Genomic DNA, 24,606 nt, shown 5'->3' with positions numbered 1-24,606 from the left:
TAGGGTGTGAGCAATTGGCCGACGGGATTGATGGTCATTCAAGGAAACCGCCTTGAATCGCTGAAAGATGTGTTAGTAACGTGGTTAAAACGATACCCACTAGAGCCATTAGAGACCGATAAATTCTTAGTGCAAAGTAACGGTATTGCGCAATGGTTACAGCAGGCCATCGCACAAGACGAACTCGAAGGGGGCTGTGGTATCGCTGCGGCAATTGATGTGGCATTGCCCGGTCGATTTATTTGGGAAGCCTATCGTGCAGCATTTTGGGAGCTAGATACTCAATCTCCGTTTGATATGAAGCCGATGACGTGGCGATTATTTCGGTTGCTAAATAGTATCGAGTCACTGAACCAAGGCGAATACGATTCGTTGGTCAATTTCATGGCAACGGGTAAGAGCCAAGCCCATCGACGTTTTATATTGGCTGAGCGTATCGCTAAGCTCTATGATCAGTATCAGGTTTATCGCGCAGACTGGCTGCAAGCATGGGAAGCGGGAATGGATATACTGCCTAAGCGTGATGAAGCCGCTAGCTCTCACTCCAAACCTGTACCTGAAGAGCAAAAATGGCAACCCATGCTGTGGCGGCATTTAGTACAAGATGTTCAGCAAGATCCGCAGTTTTCAGGCGATGCTCGAAAAATCGTGAATCGCTCGGAAATTCATAAAGAGTTTGTGAAAACCTGTCGTGCCAACGGTGTGTTGGAAGGGCTGCCTAGGCGCGTGATTGTCTTCGGTATTTCTTCATTACCTAATCAAACGCTGGAAGTGCTGCAAGCGATTTCACCGTTTACTCAAGTGTTGCTGTTTACCATGAACCCAAGTGAATATTTCTGGGGTGACCTCATCGAAGGGCGACAACTTCTGCGTCAAGCAACCTCTCGCCGTCCTGCACGAGATGGTCGCCCAGTCAAAGATATTTCACTCGAAGAAGCGCATTTATATGGTAATCCTTTGTTGGCATCTTGGGGGAAGCTCGGGCGTGATTATCTTCATTCACTGGATGAGAAAGATCAGCCTGATCAATATGAGGCGTTTTTTGTAGACAGCAAGGTGGACTTATTTGAATCTCCTGGTGTTTCTACCCTCTTAGAGCAACTACAAGACGACATTTTCCAGTTACGAAGCGTACAAGACTGCCGTGAGTTAGGGCGGCGGATAGACGTTAATCAAGACGACAGTATTCGCTTTGTAGAAACACACAGCAGACAGCGCGAAATAGAAGTATTGCATGACTTGCTGTTAAACGAGTTTGAATCTGCGAAACAAAAAGGAGATACCTTAGAGCCTAAGGAAATATTGATAATGGCTCCGGATATCAATGTCTATGTGCCCCACATAGAGGCCGTGTTTGGTCGATTCTCTCGTTATGGTGATCACGCCGATAAACGCTACATACCCTTTCATATCGCAGATCAAAGCGCGCGACAACAACACCCGATTGTCGCAGCGTTTGAATCATTACTTGCCATTACACGGTCTCGATTTGAGGCAACGGATCTCTTGTCATTGCTAGATATCCCTGCGTTGCGAGCGAGTTATGACATTGAAGAGGTCGATGTCGCGACGCTAAAAAGCTGGATTGAGCACGCTAATATACGTTGGGGTTTGTCTAAAGAGCAACGCCAATCCTTAGGTTTAGAGAGCGCGTCCGATCAAAATACATGGTTCTTTGGGTTAAAAAGGATGCTGTTAGGGTACAGCGTTGGTGAAGGTGATATTTGGCAAGGCGTCTTGCCGTATGGTGAGATCGGCGGTTTAGACGCGCGCATCTTAGGGCAGATGCATCGTCTTGTGGATGATGTTCATTCTATCTGGCAGTCTTTTCTTCAGCCAAAGACACTGGTTGAGTGGGGCAGCGCGTTGCAGTCGGTATTGGATACCTTTTTCACCGCTGAAAAAGACAGTGAGCGACGAGTGATTAGCCGTATTGAAGAGCAAATCGAGCTTCTTGAAGCGCAAGTGGTGGCTTCGGGAGTCGATGAAGAGCGTGTCGCTATTGATGTGGTTCAAGAAACGTTTATGGGGCAACTTGATGAACCAGCATTGAGCCAACGTTTTCTCTCTGGGTCCGTCAACTTTGCTACGTTAATGCCAATGCGAGTGATCCCATTTAAACAGGTTTACTTAATTGGCATGAATGATGGCGATTACCCACAAGTCAGCACACCGATGGATTTCGATTTGATGGTGGGAGACTACCGACCAGGAGATAGGTCTCGTCGTGAGGATGCGCGTTATTTGTTTTTAGAAGCTGTACTATCGGCGCGAGACAAACTCGTGATCAGTTGGCAAGGTCGTAGCGCCAAAGATAATAGCGAACAACCGCCGTCGGTATTGGTCGGGCAGTTACGCGATTACCTTGATAAATGTTGGCATCATGACGCGCTGAGTGACGCCTTGACGCAAGACTATCCGATGCAGCCGTTCAGTCAGCGTTACTTCGAAGAACAGGCTAATGTTTTCACTTATCAAGCGGAGTGGCAGAACGCCTATCTTGAGATAGATGCTCAGGAGGAACAAGCGCAGCGGCTGCCTGCTTGGCTACCCGATGCTCCGCTCAATGCCCGTAAATTATCGGCCTTTTATCGCTCACCAATCGATGCCATGTACAGTGAACGTCTTGATATCCGAAAGCCCAGTGAGATTGAAGAAACCAAAGTGGTAGAGAATTTTGGCTCCGATCGTCTTGAAGAGTGGCAAGTGCATGATCAGGTGTTGCAATACGCGAAGCGGCAACGTGTTTCCCAATCGCAGTGGGATGAGCACGTTGAAGAAGCACTTCAACAGCACATTGCCGCAGGTGAACTTCACGACGGCGCTTTTTCTGAAATTCGTAAAGAGCGGCTTTTCCCAACCAATGTCAAACAGTTGTATTTCGGCTGGAAACGAGCGATCGCCGAGCGGGAGCCAATACCTGATATCGTCCGGCAAGCCGAGCTGTCTATTCACATTAGTGATGGGCAAGCCATTTCTTACGAAGACGACTTAGATCGACTCTACAAAGAAAAGGATGGCCAGATTGTCCAGTTTGTATTGCAAACGTCCAACGCATACAAAGACAGCATTATCTCGGAAGATGAGGGCGTCGAGCGTGCTTTAACTGAAAACAAAGTTAGCGTTACCATGACATGGCGTAATCTTGTCAATGCGTGGGTGCGTCACTTAGTTGCCAATGTTGTACATCATGATTTGGTTGATACGCAATTGATGACGCCGAATGGTGATGTGCGATTTTATGGGTTCACGTCTGATATTGCGCTAAAAGCATTGCAGACCCTAGTTCAAGCTTGGCTGAACGCGATGCATGAGCCGATGTGTTTCGGCATTAACGCGGGCAAGGCGTATTTTGTCAAAAGTTCACGAGTGAAAAAGCCGGATTTGGAACGGGCAGTTGAAGCCTATATTGAAAAAGATCTTGGTGGTTTCTCTAACCATTATGCGCGGCTACATATTCAGGAGCCTCTCAATGAGGAACAAATCCAAGCGCTAGAAGCCAATGTGAAACTTCTATGTGAACCCATTGTGCAGAGCTTAACAAAGGAGCGTTCAGCATGAGTCTTACAACACATCAATTAGACCCGCTTACGTTTCCTCTAACAGGATCAGCCTTGATCGAAGCGAGTGCGGGCACAGGTAAAACCTATACCTTGGCCCTATTGTATTTGCGGCTGGTACTAAAGCATGGCGCAGAGCATAGTTTCACAGATCATTTGCTTCCGCCAAATATCTTGGTAGTGACCTTCACTAAAGCCGCGACACGCGAATTGCGCGACCGTATCCGTGCTCGGCTTGTAGAAGCAGCAGAGTGTTTTCGAGATAGCACTGACTCGTCTGCTGCCGATGTGCATTTACAGGCTCTCAAGGAAGCTTTTGATACCGAGCATGATCTTAAAGCGGCTGCAAGGCGATTGGATGTCGCAGCGGAGTGGATGGACGAAGCGGCCGTGTCCACCATACATTCATGGTGTAGCCGCGTGTTATCAGAGCATGCTTTTTACAGTGGACTGAGCTTTCAGCAGACGTTACTTGAAAATGAGAAGCCACTCATTATTCAGGCATGTGAAGATTATTGGCGTGAAATGGTTTTTACACTAGATGAACCTGAACTGAGGCAGGTATTAAAGGTATTCAGTGCGCCAAATGATTTATTCAAGATCGTGAATAACCTGATTTACCAAACACACGCGATAGCGCCAGTTGATACTAATCTTACCGACGCGCTTCGGGAGATCGAGCGTGATAGGCAGGTAATGCTGAAAAACCTGAAGGAAGAGGTGAGGAGTGTTTTATCAACGTTAATTCAAGGGCATGAAGACGCCAGTAAAAATAAGCTTTATAAAGCGACGTCTTTGAATAGCAAACACCGAACCACAGTATTTGAGACACTTGAGCATTGGACAAGCGCTGAATCAGAAAGCTTGTCTCTGCTGACGCCACTGTTCAAGGCCAAGAGTTTGGCGAAAATTGCTCTGTTGGATACGAGTCACTGGTTTGATCAACAAAATATCACTATTGACCGAGCGGCGGCCAAGGTGTTGGCGCAGTTACAAGGGGCCGTTGATGCCTTGCCGACTCCCGATGAATTTTTAATAAGCCACAGTGCTCATTGGGTGGCCAAACGTGTTGAAGATGAGAAGAATCAGCGCGGAGTGTTAAGTCAAAATGACTTGCTCAATAAACTCGATCAGGCTTTGCAAAGTGAAGGTGGCGAGCGCCTAGCAGACGTCATTCGTAAGCAATTCCCCGTTGCCTTAGTGGACGAGTTTCAAGACACCGACCCCGTTCAATATCGTATTTTTAATACCATCTATAACGTGGCTGAGCCGTATCCGAATACGGGATTTTTCATGATAGGTGATCCGAAACAAGCGATTTATCGATTTCGTGGAGCGGATATTTTTACTTACCTGTCTGCTAAACAAGACACGGGTGATCGTCAATATACACTAACTCACAACTTTCGTTCTTCTCCGGAATTGGTCACGCGAGTAAACCGCTTTTTTGAGCATGCAGAAAGCGCACAACCCAAGGGCGCGTTTCAATTTAGATCCGCTGCACAGAACCCAATACCATTTCAGTCTGTTCAAGCTGGTAAGAAAGACACGATTGAGCTGCTGATCAATGGTCAAAGACATGCATCACAAGCTCTATGGGATTTAGCTGTCTCAGATGACCAAGAAGGTGAAGCATCGCCTAAAACACCTGATCGAGCGAAAATCGCGGCGGCGGAAATTGCTCACCTTTTGAATTTATCTCAAGCAGGCGAAGCGACCATCAATTTGGGTAATGGGGCGCGAGCGATTCAGCCTAAGGACTTTGCAGTACTGGTTAATTCGGGAAACGAAGCCCGTAAACTTCGGCGCGCTTTGTTTGAGCTGAATGTCTCGAGTGTGTATTTGTCTGACGCGAGCGACGTGTTTGATACCGACGACGCGGAGGATGTTTTACGCGTGTTGCGAGCGATGGCTGAACCCTTTAATAGTTTTCATCTACGGGTTGCGCTTGGGTCCCGCTTGATGGGGTTGTCGTTGGCGCAACTAGACCGCTTGAATCATGACGAAGTGTACTGGGAAAGCTTCATCGAATGCTTTCGAGACTATCATACCCACTGGCACGAATTCGGTGTCATGCCGACTTTGCACCGTTTCTTTACTGATCAAAAAGTCCCCGAGCGTTATCTACAAGCGCCTAACGGCGAACGTGCCGTTACCGATTTATTTCATATCTCCGAATTGCTGCAACAAGCTTCTGAAACGATACAAGGGCAACAGGCTCTGATACATCACTTAGAGCAGAGAATTAGTGCTGAAAAATCCGGTGAAGAGAGCACGCAACAGCGTTTAGAAAGCGATGCAGACCTAGTTCAGGTTGTGACTGTCCATAAATCTAAGGGCTTACAATATCCACTCGTCATGCTGCCTTTTCTAGACTATGCGCGTCCCGTTAAAGCGACTGATTTTCCAATTGATTACCATGATGAGGCTGGAAACTTAGCGCTGACATTTAACGCGACCACAGAGCAGTTAGAAGCGGCAGATTTCGAACGGCTGGCGGAAGATGTTCGTAAGATATACGTCGCGATGACGAGAGCGATCTGCGCCCAGTGGGTAGCGATTGGCGGGGTAACGGAGAGCGATGATGATCATGGTGAGACGTCGACATCTGCAGCGCATCGGCTTGTGTTTGGGGCGGGAGATCCTAGGGCAGAAAAAGGTCAACCTATCTCTGAAATGTTTGCTGTGGTTTCCCCTAAGCTGTCCGTGTTGCCTTATCAAGTAGAGCTAAATAGTCATTATAGAGCAGCGCGAGTCGTGGATAATCTCGGCATCGATCCTTGGTGGATAAGTAGTTATTCATCACTTAGTTTTGGTGGTAAAGAAGGTGAGGCAGTATCTCAGGATGCACCGTCGGAATTACCTATCGACGAGCAGATTTATGACGACGATGCTGATCAAGCAAGTGATTCGCGACGGGCTGAAAGCCAAAAGCTGATGCATCGACTTCCACGTGGCAGTCATATCGGTACTTTTTTACATGGTGTCATTGAATGGGCCGCGGAGCAGAGGACGTTGACCTCGGACGGTGAGCGACTGGTTGGCTTCGCGGCAGCGCAAGCGGATGACGCGCTAAGAATGCAAATGCTGGAAGCGCGCTGTCGAAAACGTGGTCTGGCTGGTTTTGCACCGGAACTGTCTGATTGGTTGCAAACATTTCTAAACACAAGGTGGCATTTGAGTGGGTTTCTTGAACAGCCCTCGGTGAATTTTCGTTTTCGCGATCTCTCTGTCAACGACATGTCGGTCGAGATGGAGTTTATGTTTGAGGCAAATAAAGTGAATACGCAAAGGCTTGATAGTCTGGTGCGGCAGTACACGTGGGGTGGGTTAGAGCGTCCAGCAGTGAATTTTCAGCAATTGCAGGGGATGTTTAAAGGTTTCATTGACCTCATTGCAAAGGTGGACGGGAGGTACTATGTCATCGACTGGAAAAGTAACGGTTTGGGTACCCAAGATGCCGACTACTGCTTTGATAATTTAAGGGAGGCTTTGCTCAAGAAGCGTTACGACCTTCAGTATGTGCTGTATTTGGTTGCGCTTCATCGCCACTTAAAAGACCGTATCCCTAAATATGATTATGACACCCACATCGGTGGCGCTGTGTATTACTTCTTAAGGGGTTTTGAGAATCCACAGACCCAAGGTTTGATCATGGATAAGCCGCCTAAACATCTGATTGAAACACTGGATGCGATGTTCTCCGGCAGAGAGTTGTCTGAGGCTTATCAGCAGGAGCTGGTTTATGTTTAGTAAGGAATTGGCCAAGCAATGGGCCGATACTGGGTTAGTGCGCTACGTCGATTATGCGTTGGTAAAGTGGCTGTATGAAGAGGATGCTGAGCTGAGTGTAGATTTATGGCCATTGCTGATGGCGGTCAGTTACGCTGCGTCCCAAGGTCAGGTATGTGTCAATCTTTCGCATTGGTTAGCGGTCCCTGCCTCCAGCTTTAGTGATGTAGAAGATGATGAAATAAAGCATGCCTTAATACGTGATCTAGAGCGTATGAATGACCTTAGTACATTAGAGAGTTTAGTACTCACACTTCAGGCGAGTGCGGTGGTGGCAACGGGCGATGTAGAAGAACTGGAGCATCAGCAAACGCCGTTTGTCTTAGTTAGGTATGGCGAAGCAGTGTTGTTATATCTACGTCGCTATTGGCAAGCTGAGCAGACTATTATTCAGGGAATTACTCAACGCTTAAACCGAGCAACCAGTGTGTCAGAAGATGATATTAGAGGGTTGCTGGCGGTTTTGTTTGGTGAATCGCATTTAGACGAGGAGATCGATTGGCAAAAAGTTGCTTGCGGTATCGCGGCAAGTAATCATTTTTCAATCATTACAGGTGGACCTGGAACAGGCAAAACGACCACTGTGTTGCGGCTATTGGCTCTTTTGCAAGGTCAGCGCCTAAAGAATGATTTGCCACCTTTAGCGATTAGGCTGGCGGCTCCTACGGGTAAGGCTGCCGCACGACTTAATGAATCTATCGCCGCGAACTTAGCGCGCATCGAGTTGCCCGAAATAGGCCACATCCAGCCCGATACACTTAAACAAGTTATCCCTACTCAGGTAACAACGCTGCATCGATTACTGCGACCCAAACCTAATTCCCGTCAATTCACCCATAATAGGGCGAATCCGTTGGTTGCCGATGTAGTGGTGGTAGACGAAGCCTCAATGATAGATATTGAGATGATGGCCAGTCTTTTTAATGGGATTGAGCCTGAGACCCGAGTTATCCTTCTCGGAGATAAAGATCAATTAGCGTCGGTCGAAGCAGGCTATGTACTTGGAGATTTGTGTCGTGGCGCAACCCAAGGGCGCTACACGTCGTTTACCGCTAATTGGGTGGCTGACATTTGTCATCAGAGTATCCCGTCTCACTACATCGATGACAGAGGTTCCAAGCTTAACCAAGCGGTTTGTATGCTTCGTCGTAGTTTTCGCTTCATTGAAGGTGGCGTCATTCATCAGTTAGCCAGCTTAGTAAACGAAGAGCGTATGGACGGCAGGCCTAAGCTGCCTGAGTTGCGCGAGATCTTTCAAGAAAGCGTGCGTGAGTCTCCCAATGCACCAGCATTGAGGTATCTGACTCAAGAGCAATCGCCGCACTCAGTAATAGACCCTGCTGTACGTCAGTTGCTGGTGCAAGGTTACGGTGACTTTCTCGACCTAGTTGCGGCCATGCCTTCTATAAACCAAGGTAAAGAAGCATTTGATCATTGGGGTAAACAAGTGCTTGAAAAGCACATGAGTTTTCAATTACTTGTCGCTATGCGTCGAGGTGATTGGGGGCTTGAAGCGATGAACAGTAAAATTGAACAACTTCTTCTAGTCAGCGGGAAGTTAAAATCTGTTGCCGGCTTATGGTATTTGGGCCGCCCAGTAATGGTGACTCAAAATGACTACAGCGTTGATTTGATGAACGGTGACGTCGGCGTTAGTCTGCTTTATCCGGTTAATGGTCAACTTAAGCAACGAGTCATTTTTAGTGATGGTAAAGGCGGCGTGCGCTGGGTGTTGCCAAGTCGTTTACAAAGCGTTGAAACGGTGTTTGCAATGACGGTGCATAAATCTCAAGGTTCAGAGTTTACGCATACCGCCATGCTAATTCCCGGACAAAGCTCACCTGTGCTAACAAAAGAACTGATTTACACGGGGATTACCCGTTCTAAGCAGTACTTTACCCTTATTTCAGGAGACCAAGATGTGCTCGAACAAGCCATGCAGCGTAAGGTTGAGCGCATCAGTGGATTAAGTCTCTATATTCAGTAAGTTTATCCGTGTAAACGGCTAAGCCCAGTACGAGGTGGGCTTAGCCGAACTATGCATCAAGACCAATAGGACATGACACACCTGTTCCACCAATACCGCAATAACCATTTGGATTTTTGTGCAGATATTGTTGGTGATAGGTTTCTGCGAAATAAAAGGTCTCTAGGGGAGCTATTTCGGTCGTAATGTCTCCAAAACCGGAAGCGGATAACTGCTGTTGGTAAGCGGCTTTACTTGCTTCAACTATTGCTCGGTCCTCATCACTCACTGTATAAACAGCAGAACGGTATTGTGTCCCGACATCATTGCCTTGGCGCATGCCTTGAGTGGGATCGTGGTTTTCCCAGAATATCTTCAATATCCCGTCTAACGTGATTTCTTCAGTGTTGAAGATCACTTTTACCACTTCAGTGTGTCCGGTTTGTCCTGTACAGACTTCCTCATAGGTTGGGTTAGGGGTATAGCCACCCGCATAGCCCACGGCTGTTACTTTAACACCGGGCGTATTCCAGAATTTACGCTCAGTCCCCCAAAAGCATCCCATAGCGACATATATCTCTTTTTCAGCTGTGGCCGCTGAGCGTTTCATGTTATCTTTTGTAATTATGTGTTTTTCATCAATGAATAAAGGTTCATTTCTTCCTTGAAGTGCCTCTTCGGGGCTTACTTTTTTGGTTTTATCGTTTATATTCAGATATTTACTAAACATTTTATTCATCCTTAGGGTAAGTGGGAAAACTTCTTGAGTGATGTAATGTTTACATTGAATAACGTAAAGTTACGAAGTGGATCAAAACGCTACGTTGTAAAAATGGACATGACGTGAGCGTAGCATAAACTAATAACACTGTTCACAGAGTGAAATACGACATGGCTGACGTTCTGGTTCTTTGGGACTCTAGATATCATAATCAAAAGCTTAATCAGTTCATTGAAGAGCTGAGGGATGAGCTTGATTGTTTTTCGTTAAGTTTTCGTATTGTTGCCTTGTCTGCTAACCACTCCCCAAAAGAAAATCGAATTAAGCCTTCCATGCGAGGTGTGTTGGAACTGTTACATGAAGAGTCTCCTTACCACTTAATTACTTTCGGAGCGAAGGCCAACGCCTTAGGGACGTTACTCATCCCTGCGTTGAAATGCGAACTGCACACTAATCAACTACCAGTATGGTTGGAAGATCCGAAAGGTGCTACTACGATTGGTCGGCTTACTCATTGGTTAGGTTTGCATGGAGTATGGGCGGGTTCTCCTGATCAAGGAAAGTATTTTTATGCGCCTTCTACGAGTGCTGGTGCGAATGGTGTACTGCATTTTGAAGAGGATCAGTTTGTTAGTGTGATATCAAGTCAGCTTGTTGCAGAAAATGGTAGGGGGCTGGCAATTTCTGTCGACAAGTTTAGCGAACTGACACAAGAGCAATTAAATTTTTACGGGCTGCTGGTGGTATCTGCTGAGTATGTCCAAGAAGGTCGCATTATTGAGTTGGCTAATGGTTTTGGCTTGCCTGTGCTGCTCATTTCTCCAGATGGGCATTATTTTGGTATTAAAGAAGGGCTCAATGGGTGGGTTGTTAAGAGTATGCAACAGCTCCAATATCTTAATTGTCTTCGCAACTGGTTCTCAATGAGTCAAGATGCGAGAAATATGGTCTCGTACTATTGTCGCCGTCATCAATCATCTCTCTCGGGCTTGCGTCACTATTGCAAGGCACTTGGTTACCCAGAAAAATTAGAACAACAAGATTTTCAACTTAGGGGTTGACGAACCTAACTTCTGTCCGTAGTATACGCACCTCGTTGGCGCGGGATGGAGCAGTCTGGTAGCTCGTCGGGCTCATAACCCGAAGGTCGTTGGTTCGAATCCGGCTCCCGCAACCAATGAAGTGAACAAAAGTGTTAGTGATCTAAATAATAGATCATAATCTGGCGCGGGATGGAGCAGTCTGGTAGCTCGTCGGGCTCATAACCCGAAGGTCGTTGGTTCGAATCCGGCTCCCGCAACCAACTTGGTCACATTCAAGTTGTTAGTTCACTAAGAAAATTGTTAACTATATCAATAGTTTATTTGTCGCGGGATGGAGCAGTCTGGTAGCTCGTCGGGCTCATAACCCGAAGGTCGTTGGTTCGAATCCGGCTCCCGCAACCAATTCGTAAAGTCGTGAGAATTGGTCACAGTTTTCTTCAATACATTTCAAATTTAACCTTTGTATTTCAAAAGGTTACATGTCGCGGGATGGAGCAGTCTGGTAGCTCGTCGGGCTCATAACCCGAAGGTCGTTGGTTCGAATCCGGCTCCCGCAACCATTTATAAAATACTGATTTATATGTACTTTTATAATATCCTAGATAGATCTTGCCACATTACAATTTTTCTTAGTTAGAAGACTTAGAAACCTTTGCATGATTTGTAATGCTTAGCGTTTTTTGTCAGTAATTCTTCAATCATTTAATCACTTCTTAATTACCTCTAAATTTATCCTGGCTTTATCATTAAAAGTTCATGTGGCGAATCCGTGACCTAATTGTGACCAAAAGCCTTGCATTAGCGTTTTTTTTAGCCCTCTGTTTTTCCCTCTTTAGCTTGCACATTCTGGTATGAATTAAGGAAATTTAGTCATAGGGCATTTTTGTATCTTAAGTTTTTAATGTCGGATGTTGTCACATGTTTTGTGTGACCATTTTGGATACAAATATACATTAATTGATGTGACTGATGGGCTGATTTTCTACTCATAACCCACTGAAAAATATAGACTAATTGTTTCTAATTCACTTCTGTTTAAAGCTGATTGCTTCTATTTTAATTGTGACCATAACCCCCATAAAGCTGACTTTTTTACTATTCGTGTTCTCCTCGGTGCGCTGTCAAAAATTATCTTCAAGCATCACTATGTGATCAGGTGATTTATTGACAACTAATTACATTGAATACACTGTGTGGAATTGAGAGTACTGTTTATTTATCCATGCTATTTGTGTTGAGGGGACAGACTATTGGATGTGACGGATGTAAAGCTTGCTGTGCTATCGAATTTAGAGCCTAGGGTTATGCCTGTGATCGTAGGGCATCGTGTTGTGGAAAGATACAGTGGATCCTCTGATTCAATCATTCAACAACAAGTCAGAATATTAGTAGAGGGCTTTGAACGGTTTACAAAACGAGCCTTGAAAGAAGGTTCATTAAAGCGCTCGAAGGGCGTAAGTTTAAATATAAATAACTTCAAATTTGAGTATGATCAAAGCGAAATGTCTGGCGGTTCCGTTGATATCCTCTACGTCATGGAAGAAACCTTACTTGGTTCTGACATCTCTGAGGATGTTTTGGACTGGTTTACTTACTTTATAAAAGCCCTAGATACGTCTAGTTCCATAATTCATTCGAGCTCAGCTGGCTTTTACGATCATTTGGAGTCTAAGCAAATTCAAACTGTTCGAACCTCTTTGAAAGCCATAAAAGGCATGGCCATTGAAAATGAGAAGTTGGTTATCGAAACATTTGGTAATCTGAGTAGCCCCTTTTTTAGTATAGATACACTCATTAATGACCCACCAAAAACCATTGCAGAGTCAGTTGACAACGGAGTTGAAATTGAACCTGAAGGTAATCCAGATGAGAAGTCATCGAATATAGAAAATGAGCCAAAACGACAGCCTGAAGAAAGTGGGAATGAACAAAAAAAAGTGAATGTTTTTACTTTTGAGATCGTTAAAGCTGTTCCTGCTCACACTCCAGAAATTAATTCCGTCGAAGGTGAGATCAGTAACGCAAGGATCATAAGAATAGATATTGAAACCTTAAGCATAACCTTTCGAAGAAATAGTGGTGGGGCACCGGTTGCAGTCCAATTCAATGAAGTCAGTGAATTTAATGATTTTTTTGATAGGTACCCTGATGCTCCAAAGAGAGATCATTGCTCTTTTAACGTTGAATTTTTAAGAAGAAATAATGGAAAAAATAGCTTGGTTAAAATTGAAGAGGCTGCGAAAAATGACACTTTCTTAGGGCTATTCTCTGATGCTGAGCCATAAGGAACTCATTGATCGATTGATGCTTATTTGGGGTGATTCTGTTCACCAGCAGTATCAACTATTTGGAATAAGACATTTACTGGTCAATCTTGTGTCTTTGCTCAATAATGAAACCGCCTTTGCTGGTCCAAATAGCTCCCTTTTGAAATACTTGCAAGAAACTGTAAATTCCATCCAATGTACGGTTACCCTTGAAGATTGCTTGATGCAATTAAATCGCGAGCTGAGTAAGAGCCCATGTCTAGCGTTGTCTTTATTTGACCAAACTAGTGACAGATACGACAGTAATTGTCTCAGCGCTAAATATCTTCAGTTATCTATGATATTTGGTCTGTTATCAATAGAACCCGAGGAATTTAACGGAAAGCCTATTAATGAAAGAGCTAAATTAAAAACGGAGATGTTCAATGCCTGCTATGAGATTGGTGTAGTTCTTCGCCATAGGCGTGATGTTGTTTCCAATATACCTAATTGTCGCTTCAAAACATTTATTGACAGTTTCCTAAAGTTTAAGCATCAAGCTGATGTGGGAATCGGAATCCCTGATTCCTATCTGAAAAAAAGGGTCAGTAAAGGCTTGAGTTATCTATTGGGGATTGAATTTAGTCAGCCACCCCCAGCTCCTCGTCATTACAGTCCTAGAAAGTCACCTATAACGCCACCTGCAGGTGACAATGCTTTAATAACAATTCCTCTGACTGTTGAATGTGAAGATGACTCTGAATCATTACTGGTAGAGCAGCAGTCGCTCAACCCTTTGGATACCGAACCACTATTTGCTGGGCGAAGAGAGATAAATAGCCGTTCATCTATCGAATCGAAAGAGCAAAGTGGCGTTAAGCTTTGCCCATCAAGGCTTTCGAGATCAGAGAAGCTTGCTTTGTGTGATTGGCTAAGAACAGCGGCAAACGATGTTCCAAAGTCCTTAATAATACTGACTATTTTCACTACCTGGCGCCCTTATGAAATTCTTGGGATTCATGTGTCTTCAAGTAGTACAGAGACTGATTCGTTTAAGAATATTGATGATGCATATGGTGTATTAGATCTTCACAATGGTTTTTTTTGGAGAAAGGCTCCTGTGGTTGATGGTGCCTATACATCCACAACGAATGATGAATCTTGGTTACATCCGCACTCAATTTGGCTGTCTTTGGCTATCCCTGATGAGCTCCTTTTTGCGCTTCGTAATGCCTTTAAAGATTCTGAGAGTGGTAGGCTTTTTGATCTTATCGACGTCAAAAACACAGATCAGTTTAATGAATTAACGCGTATCCCAAGGCGACAAATAAGAGACGGAGGTGGGTTACGCCGCAAAATTACATTGAGAGCTTTGAGGTACTTTCTATACGGAGAGGTGGCTGATGATCACGGCCAACATCTTGCATCACTAATGTTTGCAAATACAGAGTTCATTGGACCAATCTGTCATTACTACATGGCGCGAGATGTCAGATCTATAGTCGAAATTTATAATGCTGTTATATCCAAAGTTGGTTTTAGGTTACGCGAATATGAAACTCCCCAAGCCGAAAATTTTATTGGAAGTCAATTAGCTATTGATTCAGGTCTATTCGCACAAAGGCTTAAAGAAAAGGTCGGGATGCTCGAAGACTCCTTAAAGGGAGTGAAATCTTGTAAGGATGTCGAAGCTGTTAGGCGTGCTTACAATAGTCTTTGTGGATATACATTGACGATGTTCTTTTTTTGTACGTCTCATCGTCGGCTTTCTAGCTCATTTGTTGAGCTGTCTATGCTTACCGACAACTTTTCACATGTATTGGTCGCGGATAAGCTCCATGCCGGAGAATCAGCGTCTCGATTGTTGCCTATTCCAAGCCTGTTACGTTTTCAATTAGAGAGTGCAATCACCTGGATTGCTAGTATTTCTCAAAACTTAAATTTGAAAGCCCCAATTAAAAAGAAGCTCTTGAACTCAATCAGTCTCAATGGGGACGAGCCTTTTCTTGGTTTTTGGGAAGATAGCGGTGACCTTACGCCTTCATCAACAGCTCAAATAGCGTATTTTCTTGGCGATGATTGGACCTTGCCTCAGAATTCTATGCGCCAGTTTTCTTTTCAAATGTTGTTGGCACATCATAAAGGTGTGAAGTATCTGCTGAGGCAAATGGGGCACAGTGCAACAGAAACGCATCCGTTTAATATCTCCTCTTTAATGCCATTTGAGGGAAATGAGGAAAAAGAGCATCGAACAGTTTTTGATGAATTATTAGTGGAGCTGGGCTTTAAAGTTTTGCGTAAAGCAAGAAAGTCTTCAATTATTCCTGTAAATGAGTTTCCCAAAAAGTCCAAACTTAAGTGGCCAGAGAACACGCTATTATCTAAGAAGGTGGCCGGGGAAAAAGAAAAAAATGCTATCAAGGAACATGTTCAAGAAGCGTGTCGAAACTGCTTGGATGGTGAGTCACGAAGTGTTTACGATGTATTGCAAGAACGCTTTGCGCATGACCCTAAGCAGTTCAACTATGCACTTAAATTCTTGGCTGATCATATTGAGAATTTGGACATTAGTAACCCATTGTCAAAGGAGCAAATTCAGCAGCTCCTTGATTATAAGATTCTGAGTCCTCAAGCGATCGATACGATTTATCCGTTTGATACATCACTGTCTATTCGACGTTTTAATCTAGTTGAGCGTGCCCTAAATATGGCAGCAGAAAGGGCGCTATACTGTATAAATGAAATTTATGTAGAAGATATTGAATTAATTCTCGCGTGCTCCCTCATATTGGATGATGAAGCTGAAATTATTCGAGCACTTGGTGATCCCACACAAACGATCACCTTCAAAGGTATTGCCTGTGCTGAGGGCATAATTACAGCTAATGTTGCGAAAAAAACAGTCATTATCGGTGGGAGGAGCTCTTTATTTTTGGCTCTTCTTTTAACGCGATTTAGTAAGACAGATGTAACTCTGAATTTTCGCGACGTTGAAAGACGTATAGCCCATTGGTTAAAAGTCTCAAAGCAAAAAGCTTATGTTCATTTGTCAGCCTGCCTAAAGGAAGTGACGAAGCTATCTGTAGTACTTGAAGCGATAGCCGATGCTTCAAAGAATATAATGGTAAATCTCGTGAAGTTGGTGAAAAATGCGCCGAGAGAAGGAGAGTTGGGTGTTCAATATGCACTGAGAAGCGGAAAGATCGAATCAAAGCAATTGAGCGCGATTAAGCTGGCGAGAATGATGTACCCGAATAGTTACTTTCCGGTAACGGCTGATGAGTTCGACCAATTGTCAATGGAGGCGATTGCTAAAACTCACCTTTCGATAGAGGCTTATGATAATTTTCCATTAGCGGAATTTGGAAATGATTTCATCAGATTTTGCAACCAATCAAAGATAAATTCTTTTAAAACTGTCGAGTCATTTTGGCTAAAGCTACTCGAATGCAATCAAAGTAAAAATTTTCATGAACTTGTTGAGATGTCTAGTCGACTTCCAGAGCTAGTGGTACTGATACTGACTTGGCTTTATCACTGGTCAAAGAGGAAAGGACGATCTAGTGGAAGTACGGGACTCAGGCTAAGTAGTATTCAGACTTACTTCTCAAGAGTGGGAAGGCCTCTTATTAATATTTTAGGATCTAAATCGCTACAAGCACTAGATTCTGAAGAGTTGTTGGATCTTTATCAGCAAGTCATTGACAGTGGTAATACCGACTCTAAGGCTCTACGGTTATCTGCACTTCAAAGTTTTCATCAAGTTTGTAGCTCCTATTTCTATATGGAAGATATTGATTGGCGTGATTTGAATGTCGAGCAGTCTTCAGCAGAGCATAGCCCTAACCTTGTGACACCGCATGAATATACTCTGGCTAAAGAGCTCATTGCGAACGATCCGAATATGGCTGAAGAGGATAGGATGGCGTGTCTATCTATTTTAACTCTTTGCTACAAGATGGCGCTTAGAAGAGGAGAAGTTCGGAGGTTAAGAGTAAGTGATTTCTCTTTTGACGATCAGTTGTGCCTCGTTAGGACCAGTTCTCTTGGAACGGTAAAGTCGATATCCGGTAACAGACGAATTCCGATTGACCTGTTGTTAAGTTCCGAAGAGTTCGGTTTGTTAAAAAAAGTCGTATCGAAGGCTTCTAAGCACGGGAAGAATACACCGTTATTTTTCTCTCAATATAGAAGTGATCGCATTCGCTCTACGGATAAGCTCTTCAACCGCGTGGTTGAGGCGTTAAGAGTAACAACTGGCGACCCAAAGATTAGGCTGCATGACTGTCGCCATTCAGCGATCAATTTCATTGTTACTGCTATTGTCATATATAACGATCAGAATGACCCTATAGCCATGGCCGTTAAATTATATTTGCCAAACGGCAACGTGGATGAATTTAAGCAGAGAATCAAAAGAGCTTTACTTGCGCCAGCTTCTCCGGATAGTTCCTTGCTTCCAGCTATCGCTCAAATGGTAGGACATAGTAAAGCATCTACCACCATAGCCCATTACTTGCATCTAACTCATTACTGGCATTGGTGCTTATTGGAGCGGTCCGCAAAAACATCTTCCGGTTTTGATAAGGCAATTGCCCATGTTACGGGTATTTCTTTGCTTAATCTAAGAGTAATGAAGACTCGTGGGGCCTGCTCAGCGGTACAAATTGCCGTTTCGAAACTGCTTAACGACAAGTTTCCATTACTTGAAAAATATAATGCCATGTCTAGACCAATACACCGTCTTTCAGAGTGGAAAAATACTAATGTCGCCAGACAAATCGAAGATATTGTCGCTTTAGAGAAGGGGCTTCGGTACTTGGAGTTCTTAAGTAATAGGCAGAAGCTGTTAGGCAGTTCAGAACTGGATCTCAACCTACTGCCAGAGCTGGATCGCTTTGATCTTGATGAGTTGGATGTTAAAGATATTTCGTTAGCTTATCAGAAGTTGATGGCTGAAGATTTTTCGATATACCGAGCTTACAATATTTTGTCGCTATCAAATGCTTCAACACTGCCAATAGATTATCGGTCAAAAGAAACTAGGGGTTATTTCAAGTTTGAGAGTTTCATTAGGCTCTTGGAGTCTTTGTTGGCTCTTAAGAATTCTCGCCCTCAAGATTTAGAAGTGCTTCTGGATATTTGGGGGGCAGACTGGGATGCAAGCACACACTCTTTTAGGATTAACATTTCAAATGCTGAAGCTTGGGCTGAGAACCTTGGGATTCTAGGAATACGTATCGAATATTCTGATGAGATCAGCACAAGAAAGCACAAGACAATTCAGTGGCTTTGTCGTGAGGTGAAAAGTGCGACGATTAAAATGGGCGAACTTTCGTTGCCTCAGCTAAGTCACGCTTTATTTCTTCTATCGTTGCAAAGAAAGCGGGAGGTGTTGAAGGCCTAAATGAGCAAGCGCCTTAACGGTAATAGCTTTACGGATTCCTTACTATCCCTGCCTATGGTAGATTCTGTATTTAAACAATTTATATAAATTGTAAGAGTGAGATGGTGAGTGGTTTGTATGGAAGCAGTTTTAGTAACATGGATAGGCAGGCGTGACCTTGAGACCATTGGGACTTCCAATCAGGGGCCTATCCTTACGACATTACAAGCATTCACTTTTGATAAAGTGGTTCTAATTGGGGCTTACACCGAGTCTGAATTACGTGAGTTCAAGGCTTGGTTAATTGAGTGTTTGGGGGCCTACTCGCTATCCATTGAAGCCTATCAGGAATCGCTTCATTCTCCGATCGACTTTTCTAGTATTTACCAAGTGGCTGATCGCCAACTTCAGCGGCTTTATTCTGATAAAGCCAACCTATCAGTTCTACTATCACCAGGTACCCCAGCCATGCAAGCGGTCTGGATCTTACTGGGTAAAACCAAGTACCCAGTAACCTTTTATCAATCCAGCCGAGAGCAAGGGGTTGAACAGGTCGAGATTCCGTTCAATATTGCTGCCGAGTACATTCCGAGTGCGGTATCAGTAGATGATCAGCATTTAGCGAGTCTGATCAATGATCAAGCACCTGTTCATGCGGCGTTTGACGACATTATCACCCAAGACCCGAATATGTTGCGCCTTAAGAAACAGGCGCAGATCTTGGCTGAGCGTGAAGTACCTGTCTTAATCCAAGGTGAAACAGGGACAGGTAAAGAGCTATTTGCCAGAGCCATACATAACGCAAGTAAACGCGATAATAAGCCCTTTATCGCGTTGAACTGTGGCGCGATACCGTCGGAACTAATCGATACAACGCTTTTTGGTCATAAAAAAGGCGCGTTTACGGGGGCAGCCTCAGATAGAGCTGGTGTTTTTCAGCAAGCCGATGGCGGTACACTATTCTTGGATGAGTTTGGTGAATTAACGCCCGCCGCTCAAGTGCGTTTGCTTCGCGCAATTCAAGAGGGTTTGGTCACGCCAGTTGGTTCTCAAAAAGAAGAATCGGTTGATGTCCGGATCATTACCGCTACCCATCGAAATCTTATCGAAGACATCGCCAATGGGGACTTTCGGGAAGACTTGTTCTATCGCATTGCGGTTGGCGTGCTAACTTTGCCGCCGCTACGAAGCCGCGAAGGTGATCTATTACACCTTGCTGAAAAACTGCTCGCAGGCCTAGCAAAACAAGATAAAGCGCTCGAAGATAAAAAACTTTCTGTGGATGCGAAAAATCTTATCCTATTGCATCGCTGGCCTGGCAATATTCGTGAATTACGCTCTACGATATTACGAGCATCACTATGGAGTAGTGATGAACTCATCAGTGGTGAAGAAATGCAGCAAGCGTTTTTCCATCGCCCACAAAAACAAAATGGCTTGCTAGATAGGGAAATCTCTCAAGGTATTGATATTCAAAATATTATTTCAGAGTTGGTCGCTCATTATGTGCCTAAAGCACTATCAGCAGCCAAGGGCAATAAGTCCCGTGCCGCTGAACTTTTAGGCCTTAAAAACTACCAAACACTGAACAATTGGATTGATAAACACAATGTAAAAAACGACGTCTAACAAACTTGGCATGACGTTCGCTAATACATTGGTATGGATAAAATATTATTTATGAAATCACAAAACTTTGAGTTTCTTCGCCCGCAATACGACGATCTAGCCAGTCTTGGTGGTCTTGCCGAGACGTTATTATACGTTGATCCTGGTAGTGCCTTAATCCGTCTCCGCGCTTTTGGTGAAGAGTTAACGAAAACCATCTATGCCGAGGAGCGTTTACCAAGGCTTGGTGAGCCGTCATTTAGTGAATTACTCAAGTCTTCAGTCTTTGTTCACTGTTTATCAAAACGCTTACTCGATAACCTACACTTTTTGCGTATTAAGGGTAATGATGCTGCCCACGGAGGTAAGGGCAGCAAGCGTGATGCTATGGTATGTCTAGGGTATGCTTATGAACTCGCCCGCTATATGGCAGTGAAATACGCCAAACTGATACCAGCCAATTTGCCTGAGTTTGTGGATATTCAGGATACAACGCAACAACAGCAAGTAACGCAAAGCGAGCTTAAAGCCCTTAAAGCAGAGCTAGAAAAGCAGAAACAATTGGCTGACGAGCATTTCGCTGCGTTAGAAAAAGAACGCACCAAAAACCTCAAATATCTTGATGCACCTGCTTTTCCTGATCAACAAAAGCGTAAGCAAGAAAGTGATGCGGTTGCAGACAGCCTGCAATGGAACGAAGAGACAACTCGTGCGCGTTTAATTGATGCAATGTTGGCGCAAGCCGGTTGGGATGTCACCGACAAAGAGAGCGTTGGCATCGAAGTGAATCTTGATTTTGAGGATAATAAAACAGGCAAAGGCCGTGCTGACTATGTGCTATGGGGCAGCGATGGCAAACCGCTTGCTGTGGTAGAAGCCAAACGCACCAGCACCGAATCCGACCAAGCCGGCCGAGAGCAAGCGCGCTTGTACGCCGACAGCTTAGAGCAAGCCTTTGGCCAACGCCCAGTGATTTTCTATAGCAATGGCTACGAAACCTTTATTTGGGACGATGCTCAATATAACTCACCGCGTGTGGTGTATGGCTTTTACAGTCAAGACAGCCTGAATTATCTGCTGTATCAGCGTAGGTATCGTGATCAGCAGCTTGAGCAAAACAACCCTAACTTAAAAATTGCGGATCGCCTGTATCAGATTAACGCCATCAAAGCTGTGGCGAAGACATTTCAAGAGCAACGCCGTAAAGCGCTAATTATTCAAGCCACAGGAACAGGTAAAACCCGTGTTGCGATTGCACTAGCTGACTTAATGCTTAACGCAGGGTGGGCGAAGCGAGTCCTGTTTTTATGTGACCGCAAAGAGTTACGCACGCAAGCCAATGATGCCTTTAAAACCAACTTACCGAGTGAGCCTCGCTGTGAGATTGGCGAAAGTAACCAGATCGATGCAAGCGCGCGTATTTATGTTTCAACCTATCCCGGCATGATGAATCGTTTTAGTCAGCTGGATGTAGGTTTCTTTGATCTAATTATCGCCGATGAAAGTCACCGTAGTATTTACAACCGTTACCGCGATATTTTCGACTACTTTGATGCATTGCAAGTAGGCTTAACCGCCACCCCCGTGAAGTTTATCAGCCGCAATACCTTTGATATGTTTGGCTGTGAAACCACCGATCCGACCTTTGAGTTTGGCCTAAAAGAAGCGATCGAGCATGAACCGCCATACTTAGTCGACTTTAAGGTGAAAGACGTCACCACAGACTTCTTACGCCAAGGTATTCACTACACGGATTTAAGCGATGAGCAGAAACGCCAGCTGGAAGACGATCTCGGTGTCGATATGGCACAAAATGCCAGCTACGAAGGCAAAGATATTGGTCGTAAAATCTTCAGTGAAAAGACCGATCAAGAAGTTCTTGAGAACTTAATGAATCATGGCATCAAGGACGAAACCAACTCTTTGGTGGGTAAAACCATCGTCTTTGCCAATAACCAAAAGCACGCTGACCATCTAGAAAAGCTGTTTTGTAAGTTGTACCCACAGTACGGCAACAAAGTCTGTAAAGTGATTCACAACAAAGTGTCTCATGTAGAAAGCCTGATCAAAGAGTTCAAAAAAGGCGACAACGATTTTCGTATTGCCATTTCGGTAGACATGATGGACACCGGAATCGACGTGCCCGAAGTGGTCAACCTCGTGTTTGCTAAAACCGTCAAATCTTACGTCAAATTCTGGCAGATGATCGGCCGTGGTACGCGGCTGTGCCCTGATCTATTTGGCCCCGGTCAGGATAAAAAAGAGTTCTTGATCTTTGATCACTACGGCAACTTTGAGTTCTTTGAACAAGAATACAAGGAAGCCAAAGATGTGGGTGGTAAACCACTGTTGCAGACCTGTTTTGAAACTCGCGTCAATATGGCAGCGCAAGCTCTTAAGCACCACCATCGTGAAGGTTTTGACACCGCCATCGAGCTTATTAAAGCCGATATCAATGCTCTGCCCGAAGACAGTGTTGCGGTGCGCAAAGTACTACGCAAAGTGAAAACCCTTCAAGAGACGGATCGCCTCCAGACCTTTGATGCCACCACTCAGCATGAATTACTGGATACGATTGCACCATTAATGGCGGCACGCCCTCTAGAAGACAAACATGCCACTCAGCTAGACCGTTTAATGGCAGCGATTAAAACGGGGTTCATCGAGCAATCTTCCAATTTCGAAGATGGGCGCGCTACCTTGATAGAGCAAGTCGCTACATTGGCAGTCAATATCCAAGCGGTACGTCAAAAGCAAGCCATCTTAGATGAGCTGAATAGCGCTGAGTTTTGGAACGCACCCAGTGTAGAAAAGCTAGAACAGGCACGTACACAGCTACGCGGCATTATGAAATACCGCCAAACGGACACCAGTGCTGGGCGCGACCCACTCAAAACCCGCACCCAAGATGGTGAGCTAAAAACCGAAGTACGCGAGCATAAGCTGTATACCAAAGACGAATTCAGTATCTATCGCCGTCGTGCCAAAGAGCTTTTAGATAGCATGATCACAAGCAACACGGTTTTACAAAAAATCAAAGCGCACGAAGCTGTGTCAGAAGACGATTTAAAGAATCTAACGTCGACGATCCTAACCTCGCACCCCACGGTTAGCCTAGACACACTAAATGAATTCTATGGACGCACCGCCGATCAACTGCATATCACGCTGCAAGAGCTGGTAGGGTTAGAGCCGGAAAAAGTCAGTGAGCACTTTACCGATTTTGTCCACCGCCATCCAAACCTGACTTCACAACAAGTGCGCTTTATGGACTTACTTAAAACCTATATTGCCAATTATGGTTTTATTGATCTTGCTAAATTGTACGAGGCTCCGTTTACCAGTGTGAATCCTAATGGCATCGATGGCGTGTTTAAAGAAAGCGATGTGGACGATCTAGTATCCGTACTTAAACCCTTTTTAAAACAAGACGCACCGAACGCTTCGCTAAGTTAAGCGAAGCGGTTAAAAAATGAATAACTTAGATGCTGTGATGTGCACAGCATCCTTTAAAGACTTAAAGAGCTAATAAGAGAGACCTTATGCTAACCGGACCAATCCGTAACGACATCGACAAACTGTGGGAAAAATTCTGGACAGGGGGCATCACCAACCCGCTGACCGTGATCGAACAGATCAGTTACCTATTGTTTGCACGGATGCTGGATGAACAGGAAGAAGCAGCAGAACGCAAAGCCAACCGTACCGGTCGCCCTTTTACGCGCCTGTTTCCGGACACTAAGGAAGGCCAGCTACTGCGCTGGAAAAACTTTAAAAACATGTCGGGCAAAGCCTTGCATACGCATCTAAAAGAAGAGGTGTACCCGTACTTTGCTAAGCTAGGTCAGATCTCGGATGAGCAGGGGGGGCTGGCGCCTGAAGGCACAGCACAACAAGCCCTAGGTCATATCAGTGAATATATGCAAGACGCCGATCTAGAGATCAAAAACGAGTCGGTGCTGGTCGCCGCGCTGGAAATGGTGGACTCGCTGCCGCTTAACCAAAGCGATGTAAAGGGCGACATCTACGAATACCTGCTCAGCAAGCTCACCACCGCAGGCATTAACGGTCAATTCCGTACCCCGCGTCATATTATCGACGCCATGATCGAGATTATGGACCCACAGCCATGGGACACCATTTGTGATCCATCCTGTGGCAAACGTTACATACCTTCTTTTAATCCCACACCATACATGCTTCAATGGTGACAAACTAAAACGCTCTATATTCAGATATGAGTTTCTACTGAATAGCATCGAGCTGTTCACGGGGGAACTAAAT

10 protein-coding genes and 4 tRNA genes are annotated in these 24,606 nt (G+C 44.7%); 13 read left to right on the top strand and 1 reads right to left on the bottom strand.

Annotation, left to right across the window (positions count from 1 at the left end; genetic code table 11):
• The first annotated feature begins 6 nt into the window (after positions 1-6).
• Genes recC through recD form a run of 3 tightly spaced genes read left to right on the top strand, consistent with a single transcriptional unit; the run spans position 7 to position 9,339 of the window.
• A complete protein-coding gene (recC, locus tag DN730_RS15575; RefSeq protein ID WP_115469077.1) occupies positions 7-3,561 on the top strand; it encodes an exodeoxyribonuclease V subunit gamma in 3,555 nt (1,184 codons plus the stop codon).
• Complete coding sequence (gene recB / locus DN730_RS15570) at positions 3,558-7,313, top strand: exodeoxyribonuclease V subunit beta (RefSeq protein ID WP_115469076.1); 3,756 nt, start codon at positions 3,558-3,560, stop codon at positions 7,311-7,313. The genes recC and recB overlap by 4 nt, the downstream gene beginning before the upstream one ends.
• Positions 7,306-9,339, top strand: coding sequence for an exodeoxyribonuclease V subunit alpha (recD, locus tag DN730_RS15565; RefSeq protein WP_158541227.1), 2,034 nt, complete (start codon positions 7,306-7,308; stop codon positions 9,337-9,339). The genes recB and recD overlap by 8 nt, the downstream gene beginning before the upstream one ends.
• A gap of 49 nt (positions 9,340-9,388) precedes the next feature.
• Here recD and msrA read toward each other — a convergent pair whose 3' ends face one another.
• Positions 9,389-10,048: a peptide-methionine (S)-S-oxide reductase MsrA gene (gene msrA / locus DN730_RS15560; protein WP_115469074.1), complete on the bottom strand. Its 660-nt coding sequence runs from the start codon at positions 10,046-10,048 to the stop codon at positions 9,389-9,391.
• Between the two features lie 161 nt (positions 10,049-10,209).
• Here msrA and DN730_RS15555 point away from each other — a divergent pair, with 161 nt between their 5' ends.
• The 10 genes from DN730_RS15555 (at position 10,210) to DN730_RS15510 (ending at position 24,533) form a co-directional block, all read left to right on the top strand.
• Positions 10,210-11,100, top strand: a complete 891-nt coding sequence (locus DN730_RS15555; protein WP_115469073.1) for a hypothetical protein — start codon at positions 10,210-10,212, stop codon at positions 11,098-11,100.
• Positions 11,101-11,139: 39 nt separating this feature from the next.
• Positions 11,140-11,216: transfer RNA gene (locus tag DN730_RS15550), tRNA-Met, on the top strand.
• Positions 11,217-11,265: 49 nt separating this feature from the next.
• Positions 11,266-11,342 (top strand) — tRNA-Met (locus tag DN730_RS15545).
• Between the two features lie 65 nt (positions 11,343-11,407).
• A tRNA-Met gene (locus tag DN730_RS15540) sits at positions 11,408-11,484 on the top strand.
• A gap of 81 nt (positions 11,485-11,565) precedes the next feature.
• Positions 11,566-11,642: transfer RNA gene (locus DN730_RS15535), tRNA-Met, on the top strand.
• A 690-nt stretch (positions 11,643-12,332) separates the two neighbouring features.
• Positions 12,333-13,367 carry a hypothetical protein gene (locus DN730_RS15530; protein WP_147290589.1) on the top strand — a complete coding sequence of 345 codons (1,035 nt, stop codon included), beginning with the start codon at positions 12,333-12,335 and terminating at the stop codon, positions 13,365-13,367.
• Positions 13,354-18,735 (top strand): tyrosine-type recombinase/integrase, encoded by a 5,382-nt coding sequence (locus tag DN730_RS15525; protein ID WP_115469071.1) that lies wholly within the window; start codon positions 13,354-13,356, stop codon positions 18,733-18,735. Before DN730_RS15530 ends, DN730_RS15525 begins: the two co-directional genes overlap by 14 nt.
• A gap of 117 nt (positions 18,736-18,852) precedes the next feature.
• A complete protein-coding gene (locus DN730_RS15520; RefSeq protein WP_211313896.1) occupies positions 18,853-20,343 on the top strand; it encodes a sigma-54 interaction domain-containing protein in 1,491 nt (496 codons plus the stop codon).
• A gap of 51 nt (positions 20,344-20,394) precedes the next feature.
• Positions 20,395-23,778, top strand: a complete 3,384-nt coding sequence (locus tag DN730_RS15515; protein ID WP_170139031.1) for a DEAD/DEAH box helicase family protein — start codon at positions 20,395-20,397, stop codon at positions 23,776-23,778.
• Positions 23,779-23,864: 86 nt separating this feature from the next.
• Positions 23,865-24,533 (top strand): type I restriction-modification system subunit M N-terminal domain-containing protein, encoded by a 669-nt coding sequence (locus tag DN730_RS15510; protein ID WP_245957990.1) that lies wholly within the window; start codon positions 23,865-23,867, stop codon positions 24,531-24,533.
• Positions 24,534-24,606: the final 73 nt, after the last annotated feature.

This window comes from Marinomonas piezotolerans (genome assembly GCF_003362755.1).
GTDB lineage: Bacteria > Pseudomonadota > Gammaproteobacteria > Pseudomonadales > Marinomonadaceae > Marinomonas > Marinomonas piezotolerans.
This window is presented reverse-complemented; position numbering and strand designations above follow the sequence as displayed.